Consider the following 12,221-nt stretch of genomic DNA (forward strand, 5'->3'; position numbering starts at 1 on the left):
CGGTTGCGAACGCCCTCCGTAGAATCCCGGATCAGCTCGGGGCAACGGCATCCCGGACCGGGACCGCAGCGGAGGCCGGCCGCAACGGCGCGAACTCATCGGCGGTCAGCGTCTCCTTGGCAATCAGGAGCGCGACGCCGCGCTCGAGGTCCGGGCGATGGCTTTCGAGAATCGCCCTGGCACGGGCATCGCCGTCTGCAATCAGATCCCGTACGGCGAGGTCGATCTCGCGCCCGGTCTCCTCCGCCGCCGACACGATCTGATCCTGTGGCTGCAGGAACGACACCTGTGGACGCGGCGCGTAGGTGCGCTGCCCGACGGTCGCATCCATCCCGTATTTGGTGACCATCTCGATCGCGATCTCGGTCGCGCGCTGCAGATCGTCGGCGGCGCCGGTCGAGACATCGCCATCGAAGATCAGCTGCTCGGAAGCCCGCCCGCCCATCAGCACGGCGATGCGGTTCTTCAACTCGCTGACCGCGAGCAGGAAGCGATCCTCGGTCGGGCGCTGCATCGTGTAGCCGAGCGCGCCGACGCCGCGCGGAATGATCGAGACCTTCTGCACCGGATCAACGCCGACGAGATTGGCCGCGACCAGCGCGTGACCCATCTCGTGATAGGCGACACGGCGGCGCTCGGCGGGACTGAGCACGCGGCTCTTCTTCTCGATGCCGGCGACGATGCGCTCGATCGCCATCGTGAAATCGTCGAACGTCACCTCGTGGCCCTTGCGGCGGGTCGCCGCGATCGCGGCCTCGTTGATCAGGTTGGCGAGGTCGGCGCCGGTGAAGCCGGTCGTCAGTGCCGCGACCTTGTCGAGATCGACGCTGTCGGCGACCGTAATCTTGCGGACATGCACCTTGAGGATTGCGAGCCGCCCGCCCCTGTCAGGACGGTCGACCAGCACCTGACGATCGAAGCGGCCGGCGCGCATGAGCGCGGGATCGAGGATCTCCGGCCGGTTTGTCGCGGCGAGCAGGATGACGCCGGAGCTTGGGTCGAAGCCGTCGAGCTCCGCCAGCAATTGATTGAGCGTCTGCTCCTTCTCGTCGTAGCCGCCAAACTGGCCGCCGACGCTTCGGCTGCGGCCAAGCGCGTCGAGCTCATCGATGAAGATGATGCAAGGCGCGGCCTTGCGGGCCTGCTCGAACAAATCGCGCACGCGGGCAGCGCCGACGCCGACGAACATCTCCACGAACTCGGAGCCGGAGATGGAGAAGAACGCCACGCCCGCTTCGCCCGCTACGGCGCGGGCGAGCAGGGTCTTGCCGGTGCCGGGCGGGCCAACCAGCAGGATGCCCTTGGGCACGTGCGCGCCGAGCCGGCCATAGCTCTTCGGATCCTTCAGGAACTGCACGACCTCCTGCAGCTCGAACTTCGCCTCGTCGACACCGGCGACGTCGGCGAAGGTGACCTTGGTGTCGGTCTCGACATAGACCTTGGCGCGCGACTTGCCGATCGACATCAGACCGCCGAAGCCCTGGCGATCCATCACCTTGCGGCCGAGGAACACCCAGATGAGATAGAACATCAGCGCCGGCACGACCCAGGACAGCAGCGCCTGAATCAGCCCGCCCGAGGGCACGCCGGTCACCGTCACGCCCTTCGCGGCAAGCTTCGCGGCCAGCGGCGGATCGACGCGCGCGGTGATGAACGACGTCTTGCCGTCGGACTGCTTGTCCTTGAACTTGCCCTGGATGGTGTCCTGGCTGACCGACACCTCGGAGATCTTGCCCTGCTCGATCAGCTGCTCGAACTGGCTATAGGGAATCGTCTCGACCGTGTTGTAGGTCGTCAGAAGCCATTGCAGCAGCAGCATGCCGACGCCGGCGAGGAAGATGTAGCCGACGGCGACGGCCTGCTTGCGGGTGTTCGGGTCGGATTCCATGTCGGCGCTCTCGGTCGAGATCGATCACGGCCGGACAGGACGTGATCGAACGGGGTCCCACTCGCGCATAACAGGGCCGGGACCGGGCGGCTTGTCATGGATCAAACGGCGCCGATCCCACGCCGGGCAATCAGCCCGACGGCTGCAACACGATCGACTTGTCCTTAGGCCAGCGCACACGCCAGGCGAAGGCGATATCCTTGGCCTCGCCGGGTCTGGCGTCGATCACCCATTCGACGACACCACGCCGGTCGCGGACGTTGGTCGAGGCCGGCGGCGTGGTCGCAGGAAGCATCTCAACCGTGATCTCCTCGTTCTCGCTGACCGGCAGTTGATCCTGGATCGCGACCTTGATCGGGAATTCATGCGCGTTGCGGACCGTGGTTTTGAAGGCGCGCTCGTCGATCTTCGCCGTCGTCACGATCAGACCGGCCGAACCTTCGTTCCGTTTGACGACACTGCGCTCGACTTTGACCTTGTCGTCGGCCCCGAAGCCGACATGAACGACCTCGTCCTTGCCGGCCGACGCCAATCTGCTGGTGCCGACGAACATGCCGTCGCGATAGATCGAGACCTTGCCCGGCAGCAGCGGCGCCTCCTCGCTCTGCGGGAAGCTCGCTTCGAGATAGGCGGTGGGATCGATGAGGGGCGCCGAACGGATCGTCAGTTCGGGCGTGATCGTCGCGGTGGAAATACGCAGGCTCTTCGCGCCATCATTGGCACCGACGCTGACGCGTCCGGGGAGGTGGAAGACGGTCTGAAAGGCGCTGATCTCCGCGACCGTCTGCTGCTCGACGGCCTTGTCCGCGACATCTCCGAACGTCGTCCCTCCGCCAAAGCGAAACTCCTGCCGGCTCTCCATGAGTCCTCGTGCCGCGCTGACGGCCGCCGGCTTCGGCGCTGGCTGTGGCGGCGGCGGATATTGCGCGATGATCGTCCTGAGCTCGGGCGCGCTGCCGCCGCGTCCGGTGCGCACCGTCGAAACCGTGAGCGCGACCTCGGACCAGTCCTCCCCGGTGGCCTGCTGGATCTCGGCGCGTCGCACCAGTTCGAGAGCCGGTTTGCGGTCCTTCGCCGTCGTGTCGAGACGCGCGTCGTAGAGCGGCACCCAGCGGGCATTGCGCACCGCGTAGGTCACGCGCAAGGTCGCCTTGGTCGCTGCCGCAGCCGACAATTCGATCCGCACCTCCAGCTTGCTCGGGGGCTTCGTCGTGAGATTGTCCTGCAGGCGCGCGATCTCGCGATCGATCTCGCGCTGCTTGCGTTCGGCATCACGGATCGCCGCGTCGGCCTGTCCAACCTCGTCCGCAACGGCGGCGAACGCGGCACGCCATTCCGTGATCGGACGCGCCTCGCCCTTTTCGCCGAGCCCGGCCGGCGATGCCTCGGCAAAACGCTCGGCAAATTTCTTGCGCGCCAGGGCCGCGGCGATCGTGCCATCGAGATTGGCGCGCTCGTCCTTCAGCGCTTCGATGCGCTTGTCGATGTCGGGCAGGTTGACGGGCGGCGCCGCACGCGGTGGCTTGGCGTCGACGGTGCCGATCACGAGCTTGGCGCCGGCCTCGCCTTCCACACGAAGCGAGGACGCATCGAGTCCGAGCGGGAAGTCCTTTGCGATCGCCGTCGTGTCACCGGTGGGAAGGTCGAGCGAGATGACCCGGGTCACGGTCGCGCCGTCGGGATACACGGTGACGGCATCGACGGTGGACGTCGCGTCGAGGTTTGCCGCACGACCCGGCGCCGCCGCCAGCGAGGCACCGAGAACGAGAGTTGTCGTAACCAGCCACGTCGTTCGCATTGCCATCGATCTCTCCGTATCCCAGCGCCCCTGAGAACCGGATGAGCCGGTCCCTTGCGGGGCGTTAGACGCCACGAGAGGTCCGCGGGTTCAAATCGTGCGACCGCAAAGCTTGCCGTTGAAATTCCGCCGAGCACAGAAAGGGGCAGCACGGCCACGGTGCCGTGCTGCCCCTTTCCGGTCGACCAATTTGGCCCAGCGCGTGAAGAGTCGAGGTCTGGTTGCGAACCGCGAAGGATGTGCGCTCCCTCTCCCAGTTGGGGGGAGGGCTGGGGTGGGGGTGCCTCCTCGATTGAGGCTGCCCGAGTGGAGGGAACCCCCACCCGGCGCTTCGCGCCGACCTCCCCCGCTCTGGCGAAGCGAAGCTTCGCTTGACGGGAGAGGTGAACCGAGCCAGCGGCGAAGTCGATTCAACCAAGAAGCACCGCGCGCTCTAGCGCGTCATCAGAACGCCAGCGCCTTGGCCTGCTTGACCTGCGGCAATGCCTGGATCTTGGCGAGCAGATCGGCCGGCACCGCGCCGTCGACCTCGACCAGCGCGATCGCGTCGCTTCCCGGCGCGACGCGGCCGAGATGGAAGGTCGCGATGTTGATCTTCGCGTCGCCGAGGAGGCTTGCGAACTTGCCGATGAAGCCCGGCTTGTCCTCGTTGGTGACGTAGATCATCGACTTGCCGAACTCGGCGTCGACACGGATCCCCTTGATGTCGACGAGGCGCGGCTTGCCGTCGGCGTAGACCGTGCCCGACACCGCGCGCTCCTGATGCTCGGTGGTGACCGCGACCGTGATCAGGCTCTCATAGTCGCTCTCGCCGGCGCGCAGCACCTCGTCGACGATCATGCCGCGCTCCTTGGCGATCACCGGCGCCGATACGACGTTGACCTCGCCCAGCATCGGCCGCAGCAGCCCGGCCAGCACCGCCGAGGTCAGCGCCCGGGTCTTCATCTCGGCGACGTGGCCTTCATAGGTGATCTGGATCTTGGTGATGCTGCTTTCGGTGAGCTGGCCCGCGAACGAGCCGAGTTTCTCGGCGAGTGCGATGAACGGCTTCAGCTTGGGCGCTTCTTCCGCGGTGATCGACGGGAAGTTGATCGCGTTCGAGATCGCGCCGGTGAGCAGGTAGTCCGACATCTGCTCGGCGATCTGCAGCGCGACGTTCTCCTGCGCTTCCGTGGTCGAGGCGCCGAGATGCGGCGTGCAGATCACGTTGGCATGACCGAACAGCGGATTGCTGGTCGCCGGCTCCTCGGCGAACACGTCGAGGGCCGCGCCCGCGACATGCTTGGAGTTGAGCGCCTCCAGCAGCGCCTGCTCGTCGATCAGGCCGCCGCGCGCGCAATTGATGATGCGCACGCCCTGCTTCATCTTGGCGATCGCCGCGGCATCGATGATGTTGCGGGTCTTGTCGGTGAGCGGCGTATGCAACGTGATGAAGTCGGCGCGCTTCAGCAGCTCCTCGAGCTCGACCTTCTCGACGCCGAGATCGAGGGCGCGCTCCTCGGTGAGGAACGGATCGAAGCCGATCACCTTCATGCGCAGGCCCTGCGCGCGATCGCAGACGATCGAGCCGATATTGCCGCAGCCGATCACGCCCAGCGTCTTGCCGGTGATCTCGACGCCCATGAAGCGGTTCTTCTCCCACTTGCCGGCCTGGGTCGAGGCGTCCGCCTGCGGAATCTCGCGCGCCAGCGACAGCATCATCGTGATCGCGTGCTCGGCGGTCGTGATCGAATTGCCGAACGGCGTATTCATCACGATGATGCCCTTGGCGGTCGCCGCGGGGATTTCGACATTGTCGACCCCGATGCCGGCGCGGCCGATCACCTTGAGCCGCTTGGCACGCTCGATGATCTTGGCCGTGGCCTTGGTCGCGGAGCGGATCGCAAGGCCGTCATAGTCGCCGATGATGTCGGCGAGCTTGTCCTTGTCCTTGCCGAGATTGGGCTGGAAGTCGACCTCGATGCCGCGATCCTTGAAGATCTGCACGGCGGCCGGGGAAAGTGCGTCGGAAATGAGAACTTTGGGTTTGGACATGACGATGTTCCTTCACGCCTCTCGCGAGAGAGGGACAGCGCATCGGCGCCGGAATGGGTGGAAGCAATCGAATCGTAGGGTGGGCCAAGCGCAGCGTGCCCACCGTCTTTCGCGTCGGTTGACGTTGATGGTGGGCACGGCGCTTCGCGCCTTTGCCCACCCTACGCGTCTTGAATTTCGTCATTGCGAGGAGCGGAGCGACGAAGCAATCCAGACTTTCTTCGTGGCCCTGGATTGCTTCGCTGCGCTCGCAATGACGGCACGAAGAGCGTGCGTCACGCCGCCTTCGGCAGCGCGGCCTTGGCTTCGGCGAACGCCCAGTCGATCCACTGCGTCAGCAGCGCGACGTCGTTGGCTTCCACCGTCGCGCCGCACCAGATGCGCAGCCCCGCCGGTGCATCACGATAGTGCGCGAAGTCGAAGCCGGCGTTCTCCTTCTCGACCAGCGACACCAGCTTCTTGGCGAACTCCGCCTGGGCATCGGCCGACAGCGATGTGATCGCGGGATCGACGACCTTGAGGCACACCGAGGTGTTGGAGCGGATGGCGGGATCCTGGGCGAGAAAGTCGATCCACGGCGTCCGCGCCTTCCAGTCGGCGAGGACCTTGGTGTTGGCGTCGGCGCGGGCGATCAGCGCCTTGAGGCCGCCGATCGACTTGCCCCAGTTCAGCGCGTCCAGATAGTCCTCGACGCACAGCATCGAGGGCGTGTTGATGGTCTCGCCCTCGAAAATGCCGGCGTTGAGCTTGCCGCCCTTGGTGAGGCGGAAGATCTTCGGCAGCGGCCAGGCTGGCTTGTAGGTCTCGAGACGCGCCACCGCGCGCGGCGAGAGGATGAGCATGCCATGCGCGGCCTCGCCGCCGAGCGCCTTCTGCCAGGAGAACGTGACGACGTCGAGCTTCGGCCAATCGAGGGCTTGCGCGAATGCGGCCGAGGTGGCGTCGCAGATCGTCAGGCCTTCCCGGCTCGCGCTGATCCAGTCGGCATTCGGCACGCGCACGCCCGACGTGGTGCCGTTCCAGGTGAAGACGACGTCACTGGCCGGATCGACCTTGGACAGATCCGGGATCTCGCCATAGCCGGCGTGCAGCTTGGTGACATCCTTGAGCTTCAGCTCCTTGACGATGTCGCTGACCCAACCCTCACCGAAGGATTCCCAGGCGATCGTGGTGACAGGCCGCGCACCGAGCAGCGACCACAGCGCCATCTCGACCGCGCCGGTGTCGGACGCGGGCACGATGCCGATCTTGTAGTCGGCGGGCACTTCGAGGACGTCGCGCGTCAGCTCGATGGCCTGCTTGAGCTTCGCCTTGCCAATCTTCGCGCGATGCGAGCGGCCGAGGGGAGCGTCTTTGAGATTTTCGGAGGTCCATCCGGGGCGCTTGGCGCAGGGGCCGGAGGAGAAGTGCGGCACGGCAGGCCGCTGCGAGGGTTTCGCTGCAGTCATCGTCTATCCTTCCAGATAGTAAGCCTCCCGTTGGGGGGAGGTGTCCCGCCGGCGTGAATACGGTAAGGGTCGTTCCGCGTCAAGGAACTTCGCGCGCCTTCTGTCTGCGTTCACGCGGTCGTGCTGGCATGCAAGCGAATGCAATTCATTCCGGCGCGGCGCCGACCGGTGCCTGACCAGCCGGCGGACGATGCAGGGTCATCGAGCCGTAGGCGCCGATCCAGGAGCCGACCGCCGCGAATGCGACGTAGATCCAGTTCTCCGTGTAGCTGATCACCGCGAATGACGACAGCATGTACCAGATCGAGCTCCAGGTCGCCGCTGACAACCGTCGCTTGGCAACGACCGCCGACGTGAACATGACGTAGACCGCGTCGGTGGCAGCCGTCGCCAGCACGACACCGAAGGCCGTCAGTGGATTGATCGCCGACATCGTCCTCTCCTCTTCGTTGTACTGCACCATGCGACGTCATTGTTTCGTCGAACGCATCCGTGCACAATGACGCGATCTGCACGCGCCGAACAACAAGGATAGAAGAATGGAACGCGTCCGTCTCGGGAGGAGCCCGCTCGACATCACCCGACTCGGCCTCGGGACGGCGCCGCTCGGCGGTCTTTTCGAGCCGGTCAGCGACGGCGATGCCGAAGCCACGATCGCCGCGGCGTGGGCGCGCGGCGTGCGCTTCTACGACACCGCGCCGCTCTACGGCTTCGGCCTCGCCGAGCAGAGGCTCGGTGCATTTCTGCGCCGGCAGCCGCGCGACAGCTATGTGATCTCGACCAAGGTCGGCCGGCTGCTGCGGCCGGACCCGACCGCCTCGGGCGAAGATCCGCACTACAAGGGCACGCCGCCGCTGCGGCCGCGGTTCGATTACTCCTATGACGGCGTAATGCGTTCGGTCGAGGAGAGCCTGGTCCGGCTCGGCCTCGATCGCATCGACATCCTGCTCGTGCATGATCCCGACGATCACTATGACGAGGCTGTGGCCGGCGCCTTTCGCGCGCTGCAGCGGCTGCGCGACGACGGCAGCATCCAGGCGATCGGCGCCGGCATGAACCAGTCGGAGATGCTGACGCGCTTTGCGCAGGCCGTTCCGGTCGACTGCTTTCTCCTGGCGGGCCGTTACACGCTGCTCGACCAGGGCGCGCTGACGACGCTCTTTCCAATCTGCCGCGAGAACAACATCGCCATCATTCTCGGCGGCATCTACAACAGCGGCATTCTCGCCAACCCTCACGGGCCGGCGAAGTTCAACTACGAAGATGCCGATGCCGCGCTGGTGGCGCGGGCGCGCCAGCTCGATGCGCTGTGCAGACAGCACGGCACCGAGCTCAAGGCTGCCGCGATCCAGTTCTGCCTGGCCCATCCCGCCGTGACCGTCGGCCTGCAGGGCGCCCGCAATGCGCAGGAGGCGGCCGACAACATCGCGATGGCGCAAGCTCCGATCCCCGCCGCGTTCTGGCGCGACCTGCGGGCCAGCAATCTCGTCGATGCCCGGGCGCCGCTGCCGGGAGACGCGCCATGAGCCGTGCCATCGATGCGCATCAGCACTTCTGGGATCCCGGTCGCCCCGACTATCCGTGGATGGCCGGCGACGCGCTGGCGCCGATCCGCCGTCCGTTCGGTCCCGCCGACCTTGCCCCGCTGCTGGCCGAGAACGCTCTCGACGCCAGCATCCTGGTGCAGACCCGCTCGTCGCTCGACGAGACCGAGGAGTTCCTGCGCATCGCCCATGCGACGCCATTCGTCGGCGGGGTCGTCGGCTGGGTCGACCTGACCGATCCGTCGGTAGGGTCGACGATCGACCGGCTGCGCGGCCTGCCCGGCGGCGACAGGCTGGTCGGCATCCGCCACCAGGTCCATGACGAGGCCGATCCGGCATGGATCTTTCGCGGCGACGTCAGGCGCGGCCTCGACAGCGTGTTCGCGCACGACTTGACGTACGATCTGCTGGTGCGCACGCGAGAGCTGCCAGCGGCGATTGCGACGGTGCGCGCCTTTCCAAGAGCGCGCTTCGTGCTGGACCACGCCGCCAAGCCGCCGATCGCAACCGGCTTCGATCAGGACTGGGCCGATCGCATCGCCGAGCTCGCGGCTTGCGGCAATGTCTGGTGCAAGGTGTCGGGGCTCGCCACGGAAGCCGTCTGGACCGACTGGGACGCGGAGCGGCTGCAGCCCTACGTGACACATGTGGCGCGCTGCTTCGGCGCCGACAGGCTGATCTTCGGCTCGGACTGGCCGGTCTGCCTGCTCGCCGGCAGCTACCGTGAAATCAAGCAGGCGCTCGAGCGCTGCCTGAGACAGCTCGGCTCGGACATCCGCGACAAGGCGTTCGGCCTGAACGCCGTCGCGGCCTACCGCCTGCCGCGCTGATCAGAACCGCATCACCATGCCGAAATGGCTCTTGGCGAAGCCGAGCCGCCCGTAGAAGCGTTGCGCGTCGGTGCGGCTTTGATGCGTCATCAGCTCGACCAGATTGCAGCGCTGCTTGCGCGCCTCGGCGATCGCCCATTGCAGCAGCTGCTCGCCGATGCCGCGGCTGCGACGGTCGGCGGCGACCCGAACATCCTCGACCAGCGCGCGCGACGCGCCTTCCGAGCTGAGCCCGGGCAGGATGCAGAGTTGCAGGCAGCCGACCACCCGGCCCGCCTCCTCGGCAACGATCAGGGTAATGTTCCCATCCCGCGCGATCGTCTCGAACGCGTCGTAGTAGGACTGCGGCAACGGCTGCTCGAGGCGCTCGCGCGCCCGGCCGAGATGATCGTCGGCGAGCATGGCGACAATGGCAGCGACGTCGTCGCGCTGCGCAGGACGGATGCTGACGGACATCGGCATACAGGACAGGCTTGCAATCAGCTCAGAACTTGTAGCCGAGGCCCGCGCGCACCGTATTGATGCTGGTGTCGACCGTCGAGGTGAAGCGAACGTATTCGTATTCGGCCCGCGCAAACAGGCCCCCGACCAGATTGACGTCGACGCCGAGACCGGCGCTGTAGCCGTAGATCAAGTGATTGTGCTGAAGGTTGTTGGCGCTGAGCGGCGCAAGCGGCGTGTAGGTGCCGAGAAATGTCGTGCTGACCCGGTCCTGAACCGTCACGGACTGGCCGATATCTGCGTTGCCGAGTGCAAGGCCGAAAAATGCGTAGGGCAGGAAGCAACCCATCGCATAGCCGGCACGACCGCGGATCGTCGCCATGTCGGTGATCGAGATCTGCGAGGACTGCGTCGACGTCACGGCGTGGAAGTTGCCGTCGGTCAGTGCGGCCGTGCTGACGAGCGTGCGGCTCGAAGAGGCCATGCCGCCGTATTTGCCGTGCAGATAGCTCGCCTCGACGCCGAGCACGACGTCGTCCCACTGACTGTTGTAGCCGACGAAGGCGCCGAAGCCCGATGCGCGCGAGGATTGCTTGCCGAGATTCGGGTTCCAGGACGATACCTGCATCTGGCTCTCGATCAGCGTGTTGGCCAACACCGCCGCCGTCATGTTCTTGGTCGAGCCGTTGAAATTCTCATCGGACGAGCCGTAGCCGCCCTGGACGCCCACATAGTAACCGTCCCAGTTGACCCGCGAATTGTTCAGGCCCTCGGTCAGGCCACCGCGCAGGATCGGAAGGTCGGACAAGTCCGCGGCCTGGGCCGCGGAGACCATGCCGCACACCGAAACCGCCACCACCAGGCTACGCATCGCAACGCTCCAATCAGCACTTGACTCTCTGTTCCGATCATCGCGCGTTAACCTTAATCATTCGTTGTCGCAGCGCTCTGCACGGAAATTCTTTCAGCGAAAGCGCGCGGTTCGCTCGATCAGAAACGCGAAACGGCGCGGGAGGCCCGCGCCGTTCGTTCGATTTGCAGTGAGGGCGAGCGCTCGATTCAGCCCTTGCGGATCAGCGCCGGCATCGGCGGCGGCGGAGGATTGTCGAAATTCCAGCGCACGCCGAGCTTCAGGTCGTGCGAGGTGATGTCCTTGAACTTGAAGACGTTGCCGGTGGTGTTGCCGACGTAGTCGGATAGTACACCGGTCTGCCCGTGACCGAGATCGACGTAGCTGTAGGCCAGCTCCAGCACCAGGTTCGGATTGACGTTGTAAGCCAGACCGGCATGGGCCGCCCATGCGAAATTCCATTTCGAGGAGGTCGGCGCCGTCGCGAAGCTCGTGGTCGTGAACGGCAGGTTGTTGATGCCCGTGTCGGTGAAATTCGAAATCGTCACCCGCGCACCACCGACACCCGCGCCGATGAACGGCGTCACGCACCACCAGGTGCCGAGATCGACATAGGCGTTGGCGAGCACCAGCCATTCGGACTTGCTGCCGCTGTAATTGTCGATGCCGCTGTAGGGCACGCCGCCCGCCGTTGCATTGAAGCGGTCGGTGGCCTTGAAGTTCGCATTGCCGCGATACTGGCCGGTGACGTCGGCGCGGAACCAGCTGTTGAAGCGATAGCCGACGCCAACGCCGTAGATGCCCGCGGTATCGAACGCCGAGGTCTGGTTGAAGGACGTCATCGGCGTGTAGGCGGATTCGCGCGAGTAATGGATGTCCTTGACCTTCTGATTGCTGAAACCGATGTCGCCGCGCAGATACCAGCCACCGAAATCGGCCGCCGGCGGCGGCGCGTAGACCGGAGGGGGCATGATGGGCATGTCGGCAGCGAAGACCGAAGTGGAAAACAGAGTGGCCGCTCCGGCGGCGATCAGAAACTTAACGCTACGCATTTTTTCGTCCCTTTGGCCGGTGAAGCAATCGGAGAATTGCTTCCACATCACGCTGATGCCACACTATCACGCCAAATGCTTAAGCAGCGCTTAACCCTAATAATTAAGGTTGATTTTTCATGAGCGCGCGGAGTCGTTAACGGCCAAGCAACCCCTCCTAACAATTCGTTAGCGACAATTTTGACCGCAGGATGAAGAACAACTAATTAGTTGAGTCCCATCTCAATCGGTCGCAGCCAAGGCGCTGGCGCGCAGTCGATCGCGTCCGGCAGTCCGACGCGCCCTGCTCGCTCAGGCACATCCGCTCCCATCAGCTTGCGAGCAGAGAAGGGACCA

Annotated in this window: 10 protein-coding genes; 2 read left to right on the top strand and 8 right to left on the bottom strand. The window is 65.4% G+C overall.

What is annotated here, in order from left to right:
• Positions 1 to 31: 31 nt before the first annotated feature.
• The 5 genes from ftsH to ACQR0U_RS27130 all read right to left on the bottom strand — a co-directional run bounded on the left by ftsH (position 32) and on the right by ACQR0U_RS27130 (position 7,601).
• Positions 32 to 1,888, bottom strand: coding sequence for an ATP-dependent zinc metalloprotease FtsH (ftsH, locus tag ACQR0U_RS27110; protein ID WP_315714130.1), 1,857 nt, complete (start codon positions 1,886 to 1,888; stop codon positions 32 to 34).
• Between the two features lie 130 nt (positions 1,889 to 2,018).
• Complete coding sequence (locus ACQR0U_RS27115) at positions 2,019 to 3,686, bottom strand: mucoidy inhibitor MuiA family protein (RefSeq protein ID WP_434842916.1); 1,668 nt, start codon at positions 3,684 to 3,686, stop codon at positions 2,019 to 2,021.
• A gap of 444 nt (positions 3,687 to 4,130) precedes the next feature.
• Entirely contained in the window at positions 4,131 to 5,720 is a 1,590-nt protein-coding gene (serA, locus tag ACQR0U_RS27120) for a phosphoglycerate dehydrogenase (protein WP_315714129.1), read from the bottom strand.
• A gap of 275 nt (positions 5,721 to 5,995) precedes the next feature.
• A complete protein-coding gene (locus tag ACQR0U_RS27125; RefSeq protein WP_315750074.1) occupies positions 5,996 to 7,168 on the bottom strand; it encodes a phosphoserine transaminase in 1,173 nt (390 codons plus the stop codon).
• A 145-nt stretch (positions 7,169 to 7,313) separates the two neighbouring features.
• Complete coding sequence (locus ACQR0U_RS27130) at positions 7,314 to 7,601, bottom strand: hypothetical protein (RefSeq protein ID WP_434842740.1); 288 nt, start codon at positions 7,599 to 7,601, stop codon at positions 7,314 to 7,316.
• Positions 7,602 to 7,707: 106 nt separating this feature from the next.
• Here ACQR0U_RS27130 and ACQR0U_RS27135 point away from each other — a divergent pair, with 106 nt between their 5' ends.
• Complete coding sequence (locus tag ACQR0U_RS27135; protein ID WP_316169321.1) at positions 7,708 to 8,694, top strand: aldo/keto reductase; 987 nt, start codon at positions 7,708 to 7,710, stop codon at positions 8,692 to 8,694.
• Complete coding sequence (locus tag ACQR0U_RS27140) at positions 8,691 to 9,542, top strand: amidohydrolase family protein (protein ID WP_434842739.1); 852 nt, start codon at positions 8,691 to 8,693, stop codon at positions 9,540 to 9,542. The genes ACQR0U_RS27135 and ACQR0U_RS27140 overlap by 4 nt, the downstream gene beginning before the upstream one ends.
• Here the strand turns inward: ACQR0U_RS27140 and ACQR0U_RS27145 are convergent, their stop codons facing one another.
• The 3 genes from ACQR0U_RS27145 to ACQR0U_RS27155 all read right to left on the bottom strand — a co-directional run bounded on the left by ACQR0U_RS27145 (position 9,543) and on the right by ACQR0U_RS27155 (position 11,885).
• A complete protein-coding gene (locus ACQR0U_RS27145) occupies positions 9,543 to 9,998 on the bottom strand; it encodes a GNAT family N-acetyltransferase (RefSeq protein ID WP_316169323.1) in 456 nt (151 codons plus the stop codon).
• A gap of 28 nt (positions 9,999 to 10,026) precedes the next feature.
• Positions 10,027 to 10,854 carry an outer membrane protein gene (locus ACQR0U_RS27150; RefSeq protein WP_315750070.1) on the bottom strand — a complete coding sequence of 276 codons (828 nt, stop codon included), beginning with the start codon at positions 10,852 to 10,854 and terminating at the stop codon, positions 10,027 to 10,029.
• 188 nt (positions 10,855 to 11,042) lie between these two features.
• Complete coding sequence (locus ACQR0U_RS27155) at positions 11,043 to 11,885, bottom strand: outer membrane protein (RefSeq protein ID WP_434842738.1); 843 nt, start codon at positions 11,883 to 11,885, stop codon at positions 11,043 to 11,045.
• Positions 11,886 to 12,221 lie beyond the last annotated feature (336 nt).

It is taken from the genome of Bradyrhizobium sp. HKCCYLRH3097, assembly GCF_051167875.1.
GTDB lineage: Bacteria > Pseudomonadota > Alphaproteobacteria > Rhizobiales > Xanthobacteraceae > Bradyrhizobium.